Source organism: Amycolatopsis palatopharyngis (assembly GCF_003385185.1).
GTDB lineage: Bacteria > Actinomycetota > Actinomycetes > Mycobacteriales > Pseudonocardiaceae > Amycolatopsis > Amycolatopsis palatopharyngis.
In genome coordinates this window covers 115,123-134,990 of sequence record NZ_PQHZ01000015.1, presented here as the reverse complement: position 1 = coordinate 134,990, position 19,868 = coordinate 115,123, and the positions used below count along the sequence as shown (strand labels likewise).

Here is a 19,868-nt window from a genome sequence, read left to right as displayed (position 1 = left end):
CGCTCTGTCGATGAGTAACGGGGCGCCGGTGATCAGCGCGTCGTGAAAGCGGCGCCCGCTGACAGCCACGCTTTAGGGGGAAGACCGCAGTTCTGTGCTTCTTCCGTTGCTACCGCGGGTCTCGGCGCATATGTCGCCTTCCGAGCGCACGTGCTCTCCGAGTGTCGCAGTGATCCACGCGGGGTTACGGTCCGCCGCGCGAGGGGAGTTCGTTAAGCGATGCAGGAGGAGGACCAATGGTGCGACGGACAGCATTGCGGGGAGTTGCTATCGCCGCGTTCACGCTCGCCGCTGTGACGGGGTGTGGCGAGGACGGTCAGGGGCAGGACTCCGGCGCGGAGAATCCCGCACCCACGACAGCCGCCAGTGAGATGCCGTCCGCCGCGCCGAGCAGCGCGGAATCCGGTGCGGCCGACGGTACGGAAAGCGGCGCGCAGGGCGGGCTGCAGGCGAAACTCGACGAAATCCTGCAGGCCACACCGATCACCTTCGAGGCGCAGAGCGCGGAGCTGACCGAGGATGCCAAGCAGGCGCTGCAGCAGGTGGGCGAGGCGGCCTCGGCCGACGAGGACGCGAAACTCAAGGTGGTGGGGACCGCCGGGTACGAGGACGCCGACAAGGCCATGCAGCTCGGGCAGGAGCGCGCCGATGCGGTGCGGGACGAACTGGTCGCACAGGGCGTCGCCGAGGATCGAGTCGAGGCGACCTCGAAGGGCAACGAGGGAGTGCTCGGCGACGCGCAGAAGGCCGTGACCGTGGATATCACGGTCGCCGAGTAGCCACAGGCGAGACGAACGGGGTCGTGCCCTCCGGGTACGGCCCCGTTCTCGAATTCAAGTGGCCCCGCTGTCGTTCTGCTCACCGTGTGCGGCCCCTCCAGGCTCGCGTGGTTATATCGACGTTGGCAGGATGGAAACGTCGGTGAACAAACTAGGCATGGGTGATGACGGTGACCGGTCCCTTCTCGTCCGCTGGACGTTCGCAGGGTGGGCAGCCACGGCTGCCGACTCCGCCGACCGGATGGCCGATCGGCTCCTACGAGACGTACGAGGAAGCGCAGCGCGCGGTCGATTACCTCGCCGACAAGGATTTCGCCGTGCAGGACGTAACCATCGTCGGTGTCGACCTGATGCTCGTCGAGCGAGTCATCGGGCGGCTCTCCTGGGGAAAGGTGCTCGGCACCGGTGCGGTGTCCGGGGCCTGGTTCGGTCTGTTCGTCGGTCTGCTGCTCGGAATGTTCGGCGGTGAGGGCGTGGGATACGCGCCGATTCTGGTCGGCCTGCTCTCCGGTGTGCTCTTCGGGCTCGTGTTCGCGGCGATCAGCTACGCCTCGACGCGCGGGCGCAGGGACTTCTCCTCAGCCAGTCAGTTGGTGGCCGGGCGGTACGACGTGCTCTGCCAGCCGCGCAATGCCGAACAGGGCCGGGACCTGCTGGCGAAACTCGCGATGCGCTCGCCGGGATCCATCAGTTGATCCATTCGTGTTGCGCGGGTTCCGCAGATAGGTGAGCAGCGGACCGCAGGCGACATGTGGACCGTCAATCACCCGATTACCGGATCAAGCTCTGGGCAAAATTACCGACATCGGTGCCATCCCGCTGAATCGTTACCGCTCCTGCTTGCTTCGGCCCATCCGCAGGAATAAGTTGCTCCGCACCGATCGGTCGGCGCAGTCGTGCCGTCCGGCTCGTCTGCACGACGGGGTGCTGGCACGGTCCTTCCCTCTGTGCCGGGGCGTCTCCACCGGGCGCCCGCGCTGCCGCGTGCGCACTGGGAAGGAGACGCGATGGGGAAATCCGATGTCGTTGCCTCGCTCGCGGGGCGACACCGGTCGCGCGGCCGGGCGATCCGGGGTGGACGTTCGCCGGGGAAAGTGACCGCCGCGCTCGGCGCCGTGGTCATGTCCGCCGGAATGCTCACGGCGTGTGGAACCGACGACGGCCTCAAGATCAACTTGTACTACGCGCCAGAGGAGAACCTGCAGACCGTCGTCGACAACTGCAACGCGGAGGCGAACGGCCGCTACGAGATCGTCTACAACAAGCTGCCTCGTGGTGCCGACGGGCAGCGCGAGCAGATGGTCCGCAGGCTCGCCGCGGAGGACGAGGCGCTCGACATCCTCGGGCTCGATGTGACCTGGGTGCCGGAATTCGCCGAGGCCGGCTGGATCGAGGAATGGACCGGCGAGAACAAGGCGATCGCCGAGCGCAACGTGTTGCAGGGGCCGCTGGAAACCGCGCAGTGGGACGGAAAGCTCTACGCCGCGACCAAGAACACGAACGTACAGCTGCTCTGGTACGACGACCGGCTCACGCCCAAGCCGCCGGAGACCTGGGACGAGATGATCACCGAGGCGCAGCGACTCAAGGCCGAGGGCAAGCCCTATCAGATCGTCTTCACCGGAGCGCAGTACGAAGGACTCGTCGTCGTCTTCAACACCCTCGTCGAATCGGCTGGCGGGCGGATCCTGTCCGAGGACGGGCAGTCGGTGGTGCTGGACGAGGGTGCGGTGCGGGCCCTCGAGTTGCTGCGGCGGGTCAGCACTTCGGGCGTGACCAATCCGTCGCTGACCAACCAGAAGGAGGACGAGGTCCGGCGTGCGTTCCAGGACGGCGAGGCGGCTTTCGAGCTGAACTGGCCATTCGTCTACCCGTCCTTCGTCCAGGAGATGCCGCCGGAGGACGTGGCCCACTTCAAGTGGGCGCGCTATCCCTCTGTCGTTCCCGGCATGCCGAGCCGAGTCACCATCGGTGGCTACGACCTCGCGGTCAGCGCCTACTCGCAGCACAAGCCGGAGGCCTTCGAGGCGGCGCTGTGCCTGCGTAGCCCCGAGAGCCAGAAGTTCTCCGCGCTGAAGGACGGTGTGCCACCGAGTATCGAGACGGTCTACACCGACCCGGAGCCGCTCGATCCCTCGTTGCCTGCCGACCCGGAGGAGAACCCGACGATGGTCGATCAGTACCCGATGAAGGACACGATCCTGGAGGCACTCAAGGACGCGGCCGTGCGCCCGCTCACCCCTGCCTACCAGAACCTGTCCACCGTGATGGCCGAGATCCTTTCCCCGCCGTCGGCCATCGATCCGCAAGCGACCGCCGAGGAACTGCGTGAACAGCTGACCGCGGCGCTGAACTCCCAGGGGGTCATCCCGTGAGCCAGTCAGTGGGCGAGGTCGCGGCGGCGACGCTGGCGACCAAGAAGAAGTCGGTGCTGAGCGAGGGAAAGAAGGCCGAACGCAAGCTGGGTTGGTTGCTCTGCGCCCCCGCGGCACTGGTGATGCTGGCCGTCACCGGGTGGCCGATCGTCTACTCGATCTGGTTGTCCCTGCAGCGCTACGACCTGAGATTCCCGGCCGAGCAGGAGTTCATCGGGTTCGACAACTACGCCGCGGTGCTGTCGAACTCGTACTGGTGGACGGCATTCGCCACCACCATGGGCCTGACCATCGTCTCCGTGGCGATCGAGCTGGTTCTGGGCATGACACTGGCGTTGATCATGCACCGAACCCTCGTCGGTCGCGGCCTGGTGCGCACGGTGTCACTTATCCCGTACGGCATCGTCACCGTCGTGGCGGCCTTCTCCTGGTACTACGCCTGGACACCGGACACGGGCTATCTCGCCAACCTCATCGCACCCGAAGCGGCACTGCTGACCGAACGGCTGCCGTCGCTGGCGATCATCGTGCTGGCCGAGGTCTGGAAGACGACGCCGTTCATGGCGTTGTTGCTCATGGCGGGGCTGGCGCTGGTGCCGGACGACCTGCTGAAGGCGGCGTCCATGGACGGCGCGAACGCGTGGCAGCGGTTCATCAAGGTGATGGTCCCGGTGATGAAGCCGGCCATCCTGGTCGCGCTGCTGTTCCGGACACTGGACGCCTTCCGGATCTTCGACAACATCTTCGTCCTCACCAACGGGGCGAACGAGACGTCGTCGGTGTCCATGCAGACGTACAACAACCTGATCAAGGGGCTGAACCTCGGGATCGGCTCGGCGATGTCCGTGCTGATCTTCCTGACAGTGGCGATCATCGCGTTCGTGTTCATCAAGCTGTTCGGCACGGCAGCACCCGGATCTGACCAGGGAGGGAAGCGCTGATGGTGATGGGTGCGGTGACGACGGGCCGGAAGGTCCGATGGGGCCTGGTTGACCTCGCGGTGCTGGCGTACGCGCTGATACCGGTGTTGTGGATCGTGTCGCTGTCGTTCAAGTCGGCCGAAACACTGACCGACGGCAAGTTCATCCCGACCGAGTGGACATGGCAGAACTATGCGGACATCTTCGCCACCAACGAGTTCATCCGGGCGTTGATCAACTCGATCGGTATCGCGCTGATCGCGACGCTGATCGCCGTGGTCCTCGGGACCATGGCCGCCTACGCGATCGCACGGCTCGATTTCCCCGGGAAACGGGCGCTGGTGGGGGTTTCGCTGCTGATCGCGATGTTTCCACAGGTGTCGCTGGTGACGCCGCTGTTCAACATCGAGCGTGGGCTCGGGTTGTTCGACACCTGGCCGGGGCTGATCCTGCCTTACATCACCTTCGCGCTGCCGCTGGCGATCTACACGCTCTCGGCGTTCTTCCGGGAGATCCCGTGGGAGCTGGAGAAGGCGGCGAAGATGGACGGGGCGACCCCGGCGCAGGCGTTCCGGCGGGTGATCGCGCCACTGGCGGCGCCGGGGGTGTTCACGACGGCGATCCTGGTGTTCATCTTCTGCTGGAACGACTTCCTGTTCGCGATCTCGTTGACGTCGACGGAGGCGTCCCGGACCGTGCCCGCGGCACTGTCGTTCTTCACCGGAGCCTCGCAGTTCGAGGACCCGACCGGCAGTATCGCGGCGGCCGCCGTCGTGATCACCATTCCGATCATCGTGTTCGTGTTGTTCTTTCAGCGTCGCATCGTCGCGGGGTTGACTTCAGGCGCGGTGAAGGGCTGAGAACAATGCCATTAACCGAGTTCGCGGCGAATTCCCTGGGGCACTTGGCGGATGCGCCCCGCCCGAAGGGCTCGCATATGTGGAGGCGGAGCGCCCGCTCCGGGAAGCACGCCATAGTCGATAGTCGCGGTCCGTCTACGCATATGCGATCGCGCATCTCGCAGACAAAGGGGTAGAGCATGGCTGAGATCGTTCTGGACAGTGTGAGCAAGCGGTACCCCGACGGCGCGGTGGCGGTATCGGACGTCAACATCGAGATCGCCGACGGCGAGTTCATCATCCTGGTCGGGCCATCCGGCTGCGGGAAGTCCACGACGCTGAACATGGTGGCCGGGCTGGAGGACATCTCCGACGGCGAGCTGCGCATCGACGGTCAGCGGATGAACGAGCGGGCTCCGAAGGATCGCGACATCGCGATGGTCTTCCAGTCGTATGCGCTGTATCCGCATATGAGCGTGCGGGAGAACATGGCCTTCCCGCTGCGATTGGCCAAAGTGGACGATCCCACGGTCAAGGCGAAAGTAGATGAGGCAGCGCGGGTGCTGGACCTCGTGCCACACCTGGACCGTAAGCCGGCGAACCTCTCCGGTGGTCAGCGGCAGCGGGTGGCGATGGGCCGGGCGATCGTTCGTAGTCCCAAGGCGTTCCTGATGGACGAGCCACTGTCCAATCTGGATGCGAAGCTGCGCGGTCAGATGCGGACCTCGGTGTCGAAACTGCAGAAGCAGCTGGGCACCACCACCCTGTACGTGACCCACGATCAGACCGAGGCGATGACCCTCGGGGATCGCGTCGTGGTGCTGCGGGCCGGGCACGTGCAGCAGATCGGGTCGCCGCAGTTCCTCTACGAGCAGCCCGCGAACCTGTTCGTGGCCGGGTTCATCGGTTCACCTTCGATGAACTTCGTCCCGGCCACCCTGGAGCAGGGGCAGCTGAACAGTCCGCTGGGTCAGGTGCTGCTGCCGGATCGTGTGCGGCGGCTGGCCGAGGCCGCGAACGCGCCCCGCGAGGTCATCGCCGGTGTACGTCCCGAACACTTCGAGGACGCGGCGCTGGTCGAGGCGCACGCCAGGCAGCGGGGAGCGGTGTTCGCGGCTCAGGTGGACGTGCTGGAGTCGATGGGTTCGGAGAAGTACGCCCACTTCACCATCGAGGGCGAACTGGCCAGCTCCGCCGAGCTGGCCGAACTCGCCGCCGACGCGGGCTCGGCAGATGTCCCTGCCAGCGGGTCGCAGATCGTCACCCGGTTGTCGGCGGAGTCCGGTGCGCGGGAGGGGGAGAACCTGGACATCTGGTTCGACGCGGAGAAACTGCAGCTGTTCGATCCCTCCTCGGGCAAGAACCTCACCTACGCGGGCTGAGGCGGCGCCCCGAGGGGCGTGCACCGATCACGAGCCGAAGGTGGCCTTGGGTACATCATCCGTACCCAAGGCCACCTTCGTTAGCAGCACCCGCGCCACCCCACCTCGCACTTTCCCGGGAAAGCGCGCAACCCCACCCCCCGTGTCCAGGTGCTTTGCCCCGCACGGCTCGCGCTTTCCCGGGAAAGTGCGAGGGCTTTGGCTTGGGGTTGTGGGGTTATCAGGGGGTTCTCAGGGAACAGCGGGGATGATCAAGGCGTTGGACTTCACAGGAGCCTCACAGCCAGGGGGGACTGATGGGCGGCGATCGGACGCAGGCGCGGCGCGCGCGGTGGCTCGGGGTGTTCTCGGTTCTGGCTTGCCTGCTGGCGCTCATGTCCCTGGTCGGTCTCGTCCGCTCGCTGGTGGCCATGACCTACCTCAACGTTCGGTTCGTGCACGAGGTGAACCCCCTGTCGCGCGCGGTGAGTTACTACGTCTTCACCGAGCGCGGTGCCGAGGTGTTCGCCGCGACGCTGTCGGTGCTGGCACTGGCCACACTGACGATCCTGCTCGGGCTGGCTCAGCTTCGCGTGCGGATCGGACCTGCCGCCACCACACTGTTCGGTGTGTGGTGCCTCGGACTCGTGCTGTGTGCCGTGTTCCCGACCGACAACGCACCGCAGGTCGAGAGCGTGCACGGGCTCATCCACCAGTTCGCGGGCGCCTCGCTGTTCGTGAGCCTCCCGCTGGCCGGACTGGCACTCGGCCGCAGCCTGCGCGGCCAGCCGGAGTGGGCGGCAACAGGGCGGGGGGTGCGCAGGCTCGCTTTGGGCGCCGCGACCCTCGCGGTGGCCTACCTGCTCGCCCGGCTACCCGACCTGCTGCCGTGGATCACCTTTCCCCCTGCCACCGACTTTCGTGCCTACTCCGGGCTGATCCAGCGACTGCTGTTCGTGCTCGAGCTGGCCATGCTGCTGATGCTGGCAACCAGGCTGCTGCAGGTTTCCTGGACCCGGTTGCGCAATCGCCCAGGCCGGGTACCCGCAGCTGCTGACGTAAGGCCAGAATTGGATGGGGTGGTTCGCTCGTGATGTCGTTCGCGGTCGTCTGCGCGGTGCTCGCCGCGCTGTGCAGCGCGATCGGCGCGCAATTGCAGCACTCCGGTGTGCGCGCCGAGACACAGGATCGCGGGCTGCGGCTGCGGACCCTCGCCAAGCTCGTCCGAAACCGCGACTGGATCCGCGGTTTCGCGGTGCTCTTCGCCTGCGCGGTGCTGCAGATCCTCGCGCTGACCTTCGCGCCGGTGTCACTGGTGGCGCCGATCGTGGTGCTCGCCCTGCCGATGGTCGCGTTGCTCAACGCGCACAGTGGTGCCGGTTCGATCGACCGTGCGGGCTGGGTCGCGATCGCGGCGACTTCGCTGGCCGTCGGCGTCTTCGTCGCGGTGTCGGCGGGAGCGGTGGCCGAGGTGCGCATCCCGCCCGGTGCGGTACTGACGTCGGGAATCGTGGTCGGCGCCGTGGGACTCGTACTCGGCGTCGTGGCACTCGCCAGCCGGGGCAACATCCGCTGTGTCGCGCTGGCTACGGCTGCGGGAGCGGGCTACGGGCTGGTGTCGGTACTGCTGCGTGACGTCACCTACACCACGCGCATCGAGGGCTTCTCCGGGTTGCCCCCGCTGTCGGCGGTGGGCGTGGCCGTCGCGTTCCTCGCCGGTTCGTGGCTGATTCAGCTCGGCTACGACAGCGGTCCCGCGGATGTGGTGGTTGGTTCGCAGACCGTGGTCAACCCGCTGGTCGCCACGGTGATCGGGATGACGCTCCTCGACGAAACCACCAGTCTGGGCGCCGGGGCGACGGCGGTCCTGATCGCGTGTGGCGTCGTGGCGATGGCCGGTGTTCTCGTTCTCGCCAGGCATCATCCAGACGCCTCCGCCCGCAAGGTGCAGCGTGCACCCGCGCTCAGCTGATCAGCACGCTCACGCGGGCTGAGCGGCGCCGAGGTGGGCGAACTGTTCCAGCAGGATCGCCAGCCGCGTCTGTTCCCTGGTACTGATGCCGGTCAGCAACTCGTGCGCAAGGCGGTACCGTTCGCGCGCCTCCCCTGCCCTGCCGAGTTCGTGCAGGGAACGCGCGAGGATGACCGAGCACTCGGCGATCAGGTACTCGCTACCGACCCGGTGGTGCACACCGAGCGCCTCCGCCGAGTACCGCACCACCTCGTGGTGGTTGCCGAGTTCGGCGTGTACCTCCATCAGCGAGTTGAGCACGACCGCCAGTGCGGGCAGGTTGGCGAGCTCCCGGTTGATCTGGGCCGCCCGTTCCAGCAGCCGTGGCGCCTCGCCGAGCCTGCCGATCCTGCTGTAGATCATCGCGAGGTTGCTCAACCCTGCCGTCGCGAGGTGGCTGTAGCCCGTAGACGATTCGAGCTGGGTGAGCACCCGCGCGCACATCTCGATCGCCGTGTCCTCCTCGCCCAGCATCAGATACACGCGGGCGCGGTTCATGTCCAGGGAGTACCGGTCGTGGTCGCCGTCCGGGTCGTCGGTGGTTGCCCCCGAACCGAGCAGCTCGGCGGCCCGCCGCCCCAGCCCGTCCGCCGCCGCGGCGTTGCCGCGCTGGGCCTCGACGACGCAGAGCTGGGCAAGGCCCACGCCCTCGAGCCGGGTGTCGCGATGCTGGTGCGCGTATGCGAGCAGCGCCTCGGCGAGGGTGGTGCGCTCATTCCAGCGCATGGCGGAGTTGAAGTACCAGGGCAAGTACCTGACCAGCAGGGTCAGCGTCGGCGCGAGATCGCGCACGCCGGCAACGCAGGCCTGGCGCACCAGCTCGACCAGCATGGCGATCTCGTCGTCCAGCCATGCCTTCGCGGCCTCGTAACTGTCCAGCGAAGGCATCGCGGCCGGATCCGTCCGCAGGAGTGGGCGGGTTCCGGGTAATCCGGGGGAGCCGGTGGCCAGTTCGGTGCACAGGTCGACCCCGTCGAGGTAGCGCAGCACGGCTCGCCGAAGCACCTCCCTGCGCTCCGACCCGGCAATGGCCGCGGCCTGCTCGGAGGCCAGCAGGGTGATCAGGTCGTACATCGCGTAGCGGTTCGGGGCAGGGCTGAACAGCAGCCCCGCCTCGACGAGATGCTCCAGCGCGGTCTCCACGCGCGCCGCGGGCCAGCCGGTGAGCGCCGAAGCGGCCCCGAGCGTGCCCGCCCCGCCGTCGAGCAGGCCCAGCAGCCGGAAGAGAGTGAGCGCGTCCCTGCTTTCCGGTGTGTTCTCGGCCCGCAGGCTTTCCAAGCTGACCAGGAAAACCGCCCTGACGTCCACGTCCTGATGCCGTAGCTGGTCGAGCCGGTGGTGTTCGTCGGCCAGCAGCTCCACCCATGACCGCAGCTGCCAGTGCGGGCGCAGCGCCGCCCTGGTGGCGATCAGCCGGAGCGCCAGCGGCAGCCGCCCGCACAGTGCGGCCAGTTCCGCCGCGCAGTCCGGTTCGTTCGCGACGCGGTGTTCACCCACGATCCGGCCGAGTAGCTGTACGGCCTCGGCGGTGTCGAACGCGTCCAGGTGCACCCGTGCGGCCTCGGCCGGCCCGGTGATCACGTTGCGGCTGGTGACGATCGCCGCGCAGCCCGGTTCGTCGGGGATCGCAGGCAGCGCCTGGGACGCGCTCGCCGCGTTGTCGAGGACGACCAGGATTCGCCTGCCGCGAAGCCGGGTGCGGTAGATGCGGGCGATGGCGCCAACCCCCTGCCGGACGTCCACATCGGAGCCACCGAGTGTCCGGATAAGACCGCGCAGAACCTCGGCGGGGACGACGGGAACAGCGCCGGGTGTCGATCCACGCAGATCCACGTAGAGCACGCCATCGGGAAAGGTCTCGGCGACGTCGCCCGCGAGGCGCAATGCCAATGTGGACTTGCCGGAGCCGCCTGGCCCGTGCACGAGGCAGACCACGGGAGCGGCCGTACCGCCGGTGTCGAAGCGCGCCCGCAGTGCGGCCAGTTCCTCCGTACGGCCCACGAACGTCGACGTGGCCGTGGGCAGGGCGTCCGGCACGTGGGCGCGACCGGGACGGTCGGGCAGCGGCGCGTCCGTGGACGGCTCCAGCACGTCGTCCTCCCGCAGAATGGCCTGTTCCAGCCTGCGCAGGTCACTGCCCGGCTCCATGCCGAGTTCGTCGATCAGTTCGGTCCGGATACGCCGGTAGTGCCCGAGTGCCTCCGCGGGTCTGCCACTGCGGTAGAGCGCGACCATCAACTGGCGGCACAACCGCTCGCGCAACGGGTGTTCGGCGGCGAGTTCGGTCAGTCGTGCGACGAGCTCGACGTGGCGGCCGAGCCGCAGGGCGACGTCGACGCTGTCCTCCAGCACGCCGAGGTAGGTCTCCTCGAGCCGGGGCGCCTGCATGGTGCGCAGTGGTGGATCCCCGATGCCGGTCAGTGGAGCACCGCGCCAGAGCGCGAGCGCCTCGTCGAACAGTTCGGCGGCGCGGTGGGGGTCATTCGTTCCCCGTGCGGCCGTCGCCAGGGATTCCAGCCGATGGACATCCAGTTGCCCAGGCTCGAAGCTGAGGCGGTACCCGGACGGCGCACTCCGCAGCACGGGCTCCGGCAGGATCCTGCGCAACCGTTGCACGTAGTTCCGCACGGTGACCGCCGCGCTTCGTGGCGGGTCCGCACCCCAGAGGTCGTCGATGATCGTGTCGATCGAGACCGTCGAGCCGCGGCGGGTCAGTAGCCCGGCGAGCACCGCGAGCTGCCGAGGCGCCGAGATCGCCAGCGCGGTGCCGTCGTGCCAAACCTCGACCGGTCCGAGAATCCGGAAGTCCACCCCAGTCCCTTCGCTACCAAGCCGCTACGCGTCCGCTACGGCAACGGTAACGATGATCGGAACCCTCGGGCGCGGGGCCGTCGTCGGAGCGGCGTGAGGTCATATCGCCAGGGAAAGGACGGACATGCCTGACGGCTACGGGGTAACGGAGAGCGAACTGCGCGCCGCGGGTGGGGCACTCGTCGATGCCGCCGAGGGTGCGAAGACCGGCGGCTCGCTCGGGGGCGGCGGTACGGGTGGCATGTCCGCACTCAGCGGCGCTACGTCCGGCGCGTCGACCGACGGCGGGCTGGACGGTTTCTCGATCCGCAGTGCGCTGAACACCTGCGAGTCCCAGTGGGAGGACGCCATCGACTCGATTCTGGCGAAGGTGTCGCTGACCGGGGACAAGATCGTGCTCGCCGCGGACAACTACGGCGAGCAGGAATACAACACGGCCGAGACGTTCAGCTACTTCGGGGAGGACAACTCATGGTGAGCTACAGCGAGCTCAAGAAGTTCGAGCGCGGCCTGCTCGACGACTGCGCCGAGGCCTGGCAGGACCACGCGGAGAATCTGCGCGATCAGGCGGACAACGTCAAAACCCAGATCGACGCACTCGACGGCTGGGAGGGCGAAGGCGGAGACGCCGCCCGCGACGGACTACGTGATCTGCGGGGGCTGATCGAGGACTCGGCGGGCGAAATCGACACGATCCCGCCCAAGATCACCGATGCAGCGGAAACGATCCAAGCTGCCAAGGAGGACCTGCAGGCAGCGCTCGACGGCAAGGCCGCCTACCTGGATGTGGACGGCTCCGGCGGCGTGAGTATCAGCCCGGACGCCGCGGTCAACGATTTCCCCGCGGGCTCGCAGGGCGCCGATATGGCGGAGACCGCACAGGAGGAACTGCAGACAGCGATCGACGACGCACTGCGCAAGGCCACCCGGGCCGACGAGGACGCCGCCGGTGACATCCGGGGGATCGTGCCTTCGAGTATCGGGATCGACTCCGGCGCAGCGGGCGGTGCCCCGGCGGCGATCCCGGGCCCCGGAAGCTCACCCGAGACAGTGGCCGCCTGGTGGAACGAGTTGTCGCCGCTGGAGAAGGAGACCTACCTGTTCAGCGACAGTGTCCGGCTGGGCAACCTCGACGGTCTGCCGATCGAGGTGCGGGACAGGGCCAACCGGTTCGCGCTCGACGAACACGAGTCGATTCTGCAGATTCAGCGGGAGCACGGCAACGCGGAGCAGTCGGCGATCGCCGAGGACAAACTCGAGGGGGTGGACAAGATCACCACCTTCCTGGACAGGGACTTCGGCGACGGTGAGCGCGCCTACCTGATCGGCTTCGACGCCGAGACGTTGGACAAGGACGGGCGGGCCATCGTCTCGGTCGGCAACCCGGACACCGCCGACAACGTGGCCACCCACGTACCGGGAACAGGTGCGGGCCTCGGCGGAATCGGTACCGACCTTGACCGGATCGAGGCGCTGGACGGGGCGGCCGACGGCCTCGCCCCGGACGAGAACAACGCCACGGTGCTGTGGCTCGGCTACGACGCCCCGGACGAGGTGCTACCGGATGCCGGAAGCACCAGCTACGCCGATGCCGCGGAGGACGACCTGTCCCGGTTCCAGGAAGGGTTGCGGGTCACCCACTCCGGACCCGATTCGCACAACGTCGTGATGGGACACAGCTACGGTTCGGCTGTCGTGGGCCACGCCGTCAACGAGAACGGGCCCGGTATGCCGGTTGACGACGTCGTCTTCATCGGTAGCCCTGGTGTGGGCGCCGACGGTGTGGACGGAGTCCAGGACCTGTCGATCGATCCGGAGCACGTCTGGGCGACGAAGTCGGAGAACGACGCGATCTCGCTGTCGCCGAACATCGGGGAGGACTTCGTGCCAGGAGTGGGTCATGGCACCGATCCGACCAACCCCAACTGGGGGCTGGACGAGGACAACATCTTCTATTCCGAGCGCGGACCGGGCGGCGACAGTTCCGCGGCGGCCCACTCGGCATACTGGGACGACGGCCGTGAGTCGCTGGAGAACCTCGGCAGGATCACGGTGGATCAGCAGCCGACGACGGGTCCGGGCAACTGATTCCAGCAGGCGGTCGCGGTCTCAGCGTGGGCGCTGGGAGCGCACCGCCTCGATGACCTCGTCGTCCCAGCGGTGCGTCCGGATGAGCCGGTAGCGCTCGCCTGCCACCCACATGTACGCCTCGGCCTCGGTGCGGTCGCCGATCAGGTCGGCCTGGTGCAGCATCTGCACGACCGGCTGGTACTCGTCGGCGAACCACTTGGCCGCCACGGTGGCCCGGTCGTGGAACACGCCGTCGTCCTGCATCAGCCGGAAGCCCCAGGCCTCCACGTGCTCACCGAGTTTCGCGTAGTCCCAGGCGTCGGAGAGTACGACGGCCGCGCGTGCCTGTCCGGTCAGCGGTACCCGCTCCAGGAACAACCTGCGGTAGTCCTTGACGATCAGGTCCCCGCGGAACCTGATTCCGATGGGGTTCAGCTTTGTCCCGACGTCGGTCACATATGCGTCAATTGTGGACAGACGCATCGAGTGTGCGACGGAAACCCGGTGATGGCCGTCGATGATGAAATGCAGATCGCCGACCCGGTAGACCTCGATCGGCGGGATGTTCTCGCCACGCCGGGTCGCGAGCGCGAGTCGCTCCCACCGTTCGCGTACCCGGCCCGAGGTCGGCCGGAACCGGCGGTCGAAATCCCGGCCGCGGTCGACGCTGCCGACGATGGAGTCCAGCCGGATCACCCGCAGGCCGATCCGCCGTTCGCTCGCCCAGCCGAGCGCGTCGACGACCTCGTGGAAGGGCAGCATGATGTTGACGTCGTCGGGCTCTCTGCGCAGCCAGTTCGACAGCCGGGACAGCACCTGCCGTCTGCGGGCGCGCAGGAAGTCGTGTTCCGCGTCCGCACGCGGAAAACCCGTGTCTCTGCTGCTCATGTCTATTGCGCCTCCGCCGATGTCTCCTGCCGCAGTTCGAGTAGGTGGTATCCCACGACGTTGCGTACCCGGGTCGCGCCGAGGCGGTGTTCCGGCTGGTGCTGCCCATACGGATGGATGTGGCCGTGCAGCAACCACTCCGGGTGCATCCGCTGCACCGTCCTGTGCAGACAGTCGAACCCGTGGTGCGGCGGGTCCTCTCGGTCACCAACGCCGCGTGGGGGCGAATGGGTCAGCAGTACGTCCACAGCCCGGCCGTCCCGCCACTTCCGCCTGGCCGCGGCCCACTCCAGACGGCGCGCCCTGCGGGACTGCTGCCGCTGGGTCCACTGGTTCGGCCCTTCGTTGTAGCGGATCGAACCGCCGAGGCCCGCGATCCGGACCCCCGCGACGTCGGCGACCCTGCCGTCGGCGTTGATGCCGCCCTCCGGACCCGGCCACTGCTCGGGGAAGCCACCGCGCATCGAAAGGCCGCCGTAACGGGTGAATCCACCGAGGTCGGGATCGTGGTTCCCGGGCACGAACACCAGTGGCCGGTCCACGGCGTTCGCCAGGAACGCCAGGTACTCGAACGGCAGGTCACCGGCGGCGAGGACGAGGTCGACGGACAGGGGCCGGACGGCGCCGGACCACAACCGCTCGTCGACCTCGTCGGCAACCACCAGCGCCGTGGGCATCTGCCCAGGCTACTGCGAGGTTCACTGTGGGACGTGGGCGAACTCCGGGTTCATCGTGATGATCGCGGTGACGACCGCGATCCAGATGAGGGCGACGGTCAGTGCCCAGAACTTCAGGCTGGTGAGCATGCGTGGCATGAGGTACTCCGAACATGTCAGAAGGAAGCAACGACGTGTGCAGGGCAGCGCGGCTGCCCTAGAGCCATCGGTTCTTTCGGAATATTCGGTAGAGCAACAGGCAGATGCCGAGGATCGCGGCCACCGTCATCGGGTAGCCGTAGCGCATCTGCAGTTCGGGCATGTACTCGAAGTTCATCCCGTAGATCCCGGCCAGTGCGGTCGGGACGGCGATGATCGCGGCCCAGGCGGTGATCTTGCGCATGTCGCTGTTGAGCTGCAACGTGATCTTGGCCAGCGTCGCGTCGACGAGCGTGGTGAGCAGTTCGTCGAAGCCGGCGACGCGCTCGGACACGTTGGTCAGGTGGTCGTGCACGTTGCGGAAGTACGACCGGACATCGTCGGGCACGAGACGGGTGTAGCCCTCGGAAAGCCTGCGCAACGGCATGGCCAGCGGCATCACCGCCCTGCGCAGTTCCAGCACCTCGCGCTTCATCAGGTAGATCTGCTCGGAGGTCACCGGCGAGCGCGGCGCGAAGACCTGCGTCTCCATCTCGTCGATGTCTTCCTCGATGCTCTCTGTCACATCGAGGAAGTGGTCGACGACGTGGTCGGCGACCGCGTGCAGCACGGACGCGGGGCCGTGCGCCAGCTGTTCCGGGTCGGACTCCAGTTCCTGGCGCAACCTGGCCAGACCGGAGTGGTTCCCGTGCCGCACCGTGATGATGAAGTCGGTACCGAGGAAGGCCATCAGCTCGCCCGACTCGACGATCTCGTTCGCGGTGGTCGGCGACTCGTGCTCCACGTACCGCACGGTGCGGAAAACCATGAACAACGTGTCGTCGTAGCGCTCCAGTTTGGGCCGCTGGTGCGCGTGCACCGCGTCCTCCACCGCTAGTTCGTGCAGGCCGAACGTGTCGGCGATGCCCTGGATCTGGCCCTCGTCCGGCTCGTGCAACCCGATCCAGACGAAGCCCTCACGACGGCGCCGGACCTCCTCGATCGCCGCGGAGTGGGACCAGTCACCGGGCAACCGTTGACCGTCGACGTACACGGCACAGTCGACGACGTAGGCCGACGGCGGGACTGGGACGGGTGGCTGTACCCGGTTGACCCGGTTCGCCGCACGTCCTCGCAAGCTGCCGAGGGAGGGGATTGCTGGCATGGTGAGACTCCTGGCTGTGACGTCGCGGGAAAACGACGCGCCAAGCGGATTGGTTCGCTCGGCGTGACCAGCGCTCCAGCCGGTGACCTGCCCGGGCTACCCGTACGTGACGGTGCCGGCGGAAACAGCGGGAACGCTGGTGGTACTAGGAAGCGGACTATCGCCACTACTCATCTGCGTTCCTCACCTCCTCCGGCCGGGGTCAATTCCGAGGTCGTGCTCCGTGCCGACCCGGTCGACAGTGTCGACAGGTCCAGCCCGCCACCCTCGTGGCGTGTCGCTGCTCGCGTTGACGTAGCCGACACCGGTACACGAGGGTACTCCTCAGCGTCAGATGATGTCGTCGCAGGGCGATGTCGCGTTACTCGAGGAGGACGAAACGTGCAGTTCGGGCGGTATTTCGAAGAGTTCGAGGTCGGCGCGGTCTACAAGCACTGGCCGGGCAAGACGGTCACGGAGTACGACGACCACCTCTTCTGCCTGCTCACCATGAACCACCACCCGCTGCATCTGGACGCGCACTACGCGGGGGAGACCACGGACTTCGGCAAGAACGTCGTGGTGGGCAACTACATCTACTCACTGCTGCTGGGCATGTCCGTGCCCGACGTCTCCGGCAAGGCGATCGCCAATCTGGAGGTCGAGTCGCTGCGGCACGTGAAGCCCACGTTCCACGGTGACACCATCTACGGCGAGACCGAGGTGCTGGAAAAGACGCCGTCGAAGTCCAAGGACGACCGGGGCGTGGTGTACGTCGAGACCCGTGGCTACAAGCAGGACGGCCTGATCGTCTGCACCTTCCGCCGTAAGGTGATGGTGCCGAAGCGTTCGTACGGCGAGTCGCGGGGCGGCGAGCAGCCGGGACGGCCGGTGCCCCATGAGTGAGCCGTCGGCGGTGAGCCTTGCACGCGGAGCGAGGAACGAGCGAGGCAGATGGATACAGCGAGCAGCCGGGACGGCCAGTGCCCCATGAGTGAGCCGTCGGCGGTGAGCCTTGCACGCGGAGCGACGAACGAGCGAGGCGGAACGAGCGAGGCAGATGGATACAGCGAGCAGCCGGGACGGCCGGTGCCCCATGAATGAGTTTTCCAATGAGTGATCTGCTCGAGGAGATCAAGCACCGGCTGCGCAGGTTCGCCGAGACCGAGGCGGCGGGCAACTCCCCGCTGTACGAGCACCTGGCCCTGAAGGCCGCCGAGGACGACGCCGTCGCCAGTCTGCTGGCGGCCGCGTCTCCCACTGACGCGCGCCCCACACTGCTGCTGGCCGCCGCGCACCGGCTGATCCAGGCCGACCCGATTCACCCGCTCTCGCGGTACTACCCGTCGCTCGGCGGATTCGACGGGGTGGACTCGGAAACCTGGCCGTTGTTCCGGTCGTTCCTGCTGGAACGCGCCGACCGGGTTCGTGACCTGGTGGCCAGTCGCTTCACCCAGACCAACGAGGTTCGTCGCGCGACCCTGCTCTACCCCGGCGTCTCACTCGCCGCGAAACAGGCGGGTGGCAAGGTGGCGCTGCTGGAGGTCGGCTGCAGTGCCGGGTTGCTGCTCGGCCTGGACAAGTTCGGCTACCGGTATCAGTGCGACGGCGGCGAGCAGCTGACAGCTGGACCTGCGAAGGCCGCTGTCGGGCTGCACTGCGCACTGGAACTCGGGCCGGGGGCGACGCTGCCGAAGTTGCCGAAGAAGCTCGCGGTGGGCGCACGGCTCGGCCTGGATCGGGCTCCGGTGGACGCCGGGGACGAGGACGAACTCGCCTGGCTGGAAGCCTGTGTGTGGGCAGATCAGCCGGACCGAATCCGTCTGCTCCGCACGGCTGCGGCCGCGCAACGCAAGGACCCGCCGGAGCTGATGGCCGGCGACGCGGTGGACGACCTCGCCGCCGCGGCGGCTCGCCTGCCTGCCGAGCTGCCGCTGCTGGTGATCACCAGCCACGTGCTTCCGTACCTGCCCGAGAGGCGGCAGCAGGACTTCGTGGACGGACTGCGCATGCTGGCGGGGCAGCGTCCACTGTGGTGGATCAGCGAGGAGGCCTACCGGGCGGGCCTCGGGCACGTGCTGCCCGGCAGGGACGACCTCGCGACCGACGGGGAGTTCGTGCTCGGGTTGGCGACGTGGGTCGAGGGCACCGTCCGGGCGCAGCCGCTTGCCAGAACCCAGGCACACGGCCAGCGGATGACCTGGCTGGCGGGGTGATCCGACGCCTGACGTCTCCAATCAGAGATTGTCGGCCCGCCCTGGTCGCACCACCATGGGGTGATGGCAGCTAGCGCGGACGAAGACGTCTCGTTCACCCCGTTGACCCCGTTGACGTTCCTGGAACGGTCGGGCGAGGTCTTCGCCGACCGGACGGCCATCGCCTACGGCGACCGCCGGATGACCTACCGGGAGTTCGCCGGGGAGGCGACCAGAGTGGCGCGGGCCCTGCGGGCCTGCGGGGTCGAGCCGGGGGACCGGGTGGCGTACCTGCTGCCGAACATCCCGGAGATGCTGGTCGCGCATTTCGCGGTGCCGCTCGCCGGTGCCGTGCTGGTGGCGATCAACACCCGGCTCGCGCCGGCCGAGATCCGGCACATCGTGCGGCACTCCGGGGCGAAGCTGCTGGTCGTGGACTCCGCGTTGCATCCGTCGATCGCGCCTGTGGTGGCCGAGCTGGGTGTGCGCGAGATCGTCACGGTGACCGACCCGGCCGCAGGTGCCGAGGCCGACCCCGCCGTCGGCGGGATCTCGTACGCGGACCTGCCCGCGCGGGGCAGTGACGAACCTCTGCCGTGGACCGTGCTGAACGAGCGCGCGACCATTTCGATCAACTACACCTCCGGCACCACGGGACAGCCCAAAGGCGTCATGTACCACCACAGGGGCGCGTATCTGAACGCTCTCGCCGAGGTCGTCCACTCCCGGCACACGCCCGAGTCGCGGTACCTGTGGACGCTGCCGATGTTCCACTGCAACGGCTGGTGCACCACGTGGGCCGTCACGGCGGTCGGTGGCACGCACGTCTGTCTGCGGACGGTGGACGGCGGGGAGATCTGGCGGCTGCTCGACACGGAGGGCATCACCCACCTGAACGGAGCGCCGACCGTCCTGGTCACCATCGCCAACCACGAGGACGCGCACCCGCTGGACCGGGAGGTCGTGGTGACCACGGCGGGCGCGCCGCCGAGTCCCACGGTGATCTCCCGCATGGCCGAGCTGGGCGTCCGGCTGGTGCACGTCTACGGGCTCACCGAGACCTATGGGCCGTACACGGTGTGCGAGTACCAGGACGGGTGGGCGGTGCTCGACGTCGAGGCGCGCAGCAGGCTGCTTGCGCGGCAGGGGGTCGGCATGGTGGTCACCGACGGAGTCAGAGTGGTCGACGGCGACCTGCGCGATGTGCCGAGGGACGGCATCACCATGGGCGAGGTCGTGATGCGCGGGAACAACGTCATGACCGGTTACTTCGCCGACCCCGAGGCCACGGCGAAGGCCTTCGAAGGTGGCTGGTTCCACTCCGGTGACCTCGGTGTATGGCATTCCGACGGCTACATCGAGCTGCGCGACAGGGCGAAGGACATCATCATCTCCGGCGGCGAGAACATCTCCACGATCGAGGTCGAGGCCGCGATCGACTCGCATCCGGCCGTGCTCGAGGTGGCCGTGGTCGGCGTTCCTGACGAGAAGTGGGGCGAGCGGCCGAGGGCGTTCGTCGTGCTGCGCGGTGGCCACGAGGTGGAGACGGCGGAGTTGCGGGAGCACGTCCGGGGCCGGCTCGCCCGGTACAAGGTGCCCGATCGGGTGGACTTCGTCGCCGAATTGCCGAAGACCTCGACGGGAAAGATCCAGAAATTCCTGCTGCGTGAAAGCTGAGCGC

17 protein-coding genes are annotated in these 19,868 nt (G+C 67.6%); 13 read left to right on the top strand and 4 right to left on the bottom strand.

From position 1 onward, the window contains the following. Positions 1-236 precede the first annotated feature (236 nt). From D0C15_RS14460 to D0C15_RS14425, 8 genes are all read left to right on the top strand, one after another. Complete coding sequence (locus D0C15_RS14460; protein WP_116045283.1) at positions 237-779, top strand: OmpA family protein; 543 nt, start codon at positions 237-239, stop codon at positions 777-779. 164 nt (positions 780-943) lie between these two features. Continuing rightward, positions 944-1,474, top strand: a complete 531-nt coding sequence (locus D0C15_RS14455; protein ID WP_116045280.1) for a general stress protein — start codon at positions 944-946, stop codon at positions 1,472-1,474. A 312-nt stretch (positions 1,475-1,786) separates the two neighbouring features. Continuing rightward, positions 1,787-3,154, top strand: coding sequence for an ABC transporter substrate-binding protein (locus D0C15_RS14450; protein ID WP_116045278.1), 1,368 nt, complete (start codon positions 1,787-1,789; stop codon positions 3,152-3,154). Further along, the gene (locus tag D0C15_RS14445; RefSeq protein ID WP_116045275.1) at positions 3,151-4,095 is read left to right on the top strand and encodes a carbohydrate ABC transporter permease; all 945 of its coding nucleotides are present in this window, start codon (positions 3,151-3,153) and stop codon (positions 4,093-4,095) included. Before D0C15_RS14450 ends, D0C15_RS14445 begins: the two co-directional genes overlap by 4 nt. Next, the gene (locus D0C15_RS14440) at positions 4,095-4,934 is read left to right on the top strand and encodes a carbohydrate ABC transporter permease (RefSeq protein WP_116045273.1); all 840 of its coding nucleotides are present in this window, start codon (positions 4,095-4,097) and stop codon (positions 4,932-4,934) included. The genes D0C15_RS14445 and D0C15_RS14440 overlap by 1 nt, the downstream gene beginning before the upstream one ends. A gap of 179 nt (positions 4,935-5,113) precedes the next feature. Next, positions 5,114-6,295, top strand: a complete 1,182-nt coding sequence (locus D0C15_RS14435; RefSeq protein ID WP_116045271.1) for an ABC transporter ATP-binding protein — start codon at positions 5,114-5,116, stop codon at positions 6,293-6,295. A gap of 296 nt (positions 6,296-6,591) precedes the next feature. Continuing rightward, a complete protein-coding gene (locus D0C15_RS14430; protein ID WP_116045269.1) occupies positions 6,592-7,368 on the top strand; it encodes a DUF998 domain-containing protein in 777 nt (258 codons plus the stop codon). Continuing rightward, on the top strand, positions 7,368-8,246 hold the full coding sequence (locus D0C15_RS14425) for a DMT family transporter (protein WP_116045267.1): 879 nt from the start codon (positions 7,368-7,370) through the stop codon (positions 8,244-8,246). The genes D0C15_RS14430 and D0C15_RS14425 overlap by 1 nt, the downstream gene beginning before the upstream one ends. 9 nt (positions 8,247-8,255) lie before the next feature. Here the strand turns inward: D0C15_RS14425 and D0C15_RS14420 are convergent, their stop codons facing one another. Continuing rightward, the gene (locus tag D0C15_RS14420) at positions 8,256-11,096 is read right to left on the bottom strand and encodes an AfsR/SARP family transcriptional regulator (RefSeq protein WP_116045264.1); all 2,841 of its coding nucleotides are present in this window, start codon (positions 11,094-11,096) and stop codon (positions 8,256-8,258) included. Positions 11,097-11,220: 124 nt separating this feature from the next. Here D0C15_RS14420 and D0C15_RS14415 point away from each other — a divergent pair, with 124 nt between their 5' ends. Together D0C15_RS14415 and D0C15_RS14410 are read left to right on the top strand one after the other, a co-directional pair. Beyond that, positions 11,221-11,574 carry a hypothetical protein gene (locus D0C15_RS14415; protein WP_116045261.1) on the top strand — a complete coding sequence of 118 codons (354 nt, stop codon included), beginning with the start codon at positions 11,221-11,223 and terminating at the stop codon, positions 11,572-11,574. Further along, positions 11,568-13,184 (top strand): alpha/beta hydrolase, encoded by a 1,617-nt coding sequence (locus D0C15_RS14410; protein ID WP_116045259.1) that lies wholly within the window; start codon positions 11,568-11,570, stop codon positions 13,182-13,184. Before D0C15_RS14415 ends, D0C15_RS14410 begins: the two co-directional genes overlap by 7 nt. A gap of 21 nt (positions 13,185-13,205) precedes the next feature. On the opposite strand, the gene D0C15_RS14405 is transcribed toward D0C15_RS14410, so the two are convergent. From D0C15_RS14405 to D0C15_RS14395, 3 genes are all read right to left on the bottom strand, one after another. Next, a complete protein-coding gene (locus D0C15_RS14405) occupies positions 13,206-14,054 on the bottom strand; it encodes a ParB N-terminal domain-containing protein (RefSeq protein WP_116045256.1) in 849 nt (282 codons plus the stop codon). Between the two features lie 2 nt (positions 14,055-14,056). Continuing rightward, entirely contained in the window at positions 14,057-14,731 is a 675-nt protein-coding gene (locus D0C15_RS14400) for a metallophosphoesterase family protein (protein WP_116045253.1), read from the bottom strand. Between the two features lie 196 nt (positions 14,732-14,927). Continuing rightward, positions 14,928-16,013 carry a magnesium and cobalt transport protein CorA gene (locus D0C15_RS14395; RefSeq protein ID WP_116045251.1) on the bottom strand — a complete coding sequence of 362 codons (1,086 nt, stop codon included), beginning with the start codon at positions 16,011-16,013 and terminating at the stop codon, positions 14,928-14,930. Between the two features lie 381 nt (positions 16,014-16,394). Between D0C15_RS14395 and D0C15_RS14390 the strand changes: the two genes are divergently transcribed. From D0C15_RS14390 to D0C15_RS14380, 3 genes are all read left to right on the top strand, one after another. Continuing rightward, positions 16,395-16,898 (top strand): MaoC family dehydratase, encoded by a 504-nt coding sequence (locus D0C15_RS14390; protein WP_116045249.1) that lies wholly within the window; start codon positions 16,395-16,397, stop codon positions 16,896-16,898. A 206-nt stretch (positions 16,899-17,104) separates the two neighbouring features. Further along, positions 17,105-18,208 (top strand): DUF2332 domain-containing protein, encoded by a 1,104-nt coding sequence (locus tag D0C15_RS14385; RefSeq protein WP_116045247.1) that lies wholly within the window; start codon positions 17,105-17,107, stop codon positions 18,206-18,208. 63 nt (positions 18,209-18,271) lie between these two features. Then, positions 18,272-19,864: an acyl--CoA ligase family protein gene (locus D0C15_RS14380; protein ID WP_116045246.1), complete on the top strand. Its 1,593-nt coding sequence runs from the start codon at positions 18,272-18,274 to the stop codon at positions 19,862-19,864. The last annotated feature ends 4 nt before the right edge of the window (positions 19,865-19,868 follow it).

Excerpts from the sequence above, each read along its gene's own strand:
- D0C15_RS14460 (WP_116045283.1), top strand. The coding sequence starts at position 237 with ATGGTGCGACGGACAGCATTGCGGGGAGTTGCTATCGCCGCGTTCACG.
- D0C15_RS14455 (WP_116045280.1), top strand. The coding sequence starts at position 944 with ATGACGGTGACCGGTCCCTTCTCGTCCGCTGGACGTTCGCAGGGTGGG.
- D0C15_RS14450 (WP_116045278.1), top strand. The coding sequence starts at position 1,787 with ATGGGGAAATCCGATGTCGTTGCCTCGCTCGCGGGGCGACACCGGTCG.
- D0C15_RS14440 (WP_116045273.1), top strand. The coding sequence starts at position 4,095 with ATGGTGATGGGTGCGGTGACGACGGGCCGGAAGGTCCGATGGGGCCTG.
- D0C15_RS14435 (WP_116045271.1), top strand. The coding sequence starts at position 5,114 with ATGGCTGAGATCGTTCTGGACAGTGTGAGCAAGCGGTACCCCGACGGC.
- D0C15_RS14430 (WP_116045269.1), top strand. The coding sequence starts at position 6,592 with ATGGGCGGCGATCGGACGCAGGCGCGGCGCGCGCGGTGGCTCGGGGTG.
- D0C15_RS14425 (WP_116045267.1), top strand. The coding sequence starts at position 7,368 with ATGTCGTTCGCGGTCGTCTGCGCGGTGCTCGCCGCGCTGTGCAGCGCG.
- D0C15_RS14415 (WP_116045261.1), top strand. The coding sequence starts at position 11,221 with ATGCCTGACGGCTACGGGGTAACGGAGAGCGAACTGCGCGCCGCGGGT.
- D0C15_RS14410 (WP_116045259.1), top strand. The coding sequence starts at position 11,568 with ATGGTGAGCTACAGCGAGCTCAAGAAGTTCGAGCGCGGCCTGCTCGAC.
- D0C15_RS14405 (WP_116045256.1), bottom strand. The coding sequence starts at position 14,054 with ATGAGCAGCAGAGACACGGGTTTTCCGCGTGCGGACGCGGAACACGAC.
- D0C15_RS14400 (WP_116045253.1), bottom strand. The coding sequence starts at position 14,731 with ATGCCCACGGCGCTGGTGGTTGCCGACGAGGTCGACGAGCGGTTGTGG.
- D0C15_RS14395 (WP_116045251.1), bottom strand. The coding sequence starts at position 16,013 with ATGCCAGCAATCCCCTCCCTCGGCAGCTTGCGAGGACGTGCGGCGAAC.
- D0C15_RS14385 (WP_116045247.1), top strand. The coding sequence starts at position 17,105 with ATGAGTGATCTGCTCGAGGAGATCAAGCACCGGCTGCGCAGGTTCGCC.
- D0C15_RS14380 (WP_116045246.1), top strand. The coding sequence starts at position 18,272 with ATGGCAGCTAGCGCGGACGAAGACGTCTCGTTCACCCCGTTGACCCCG.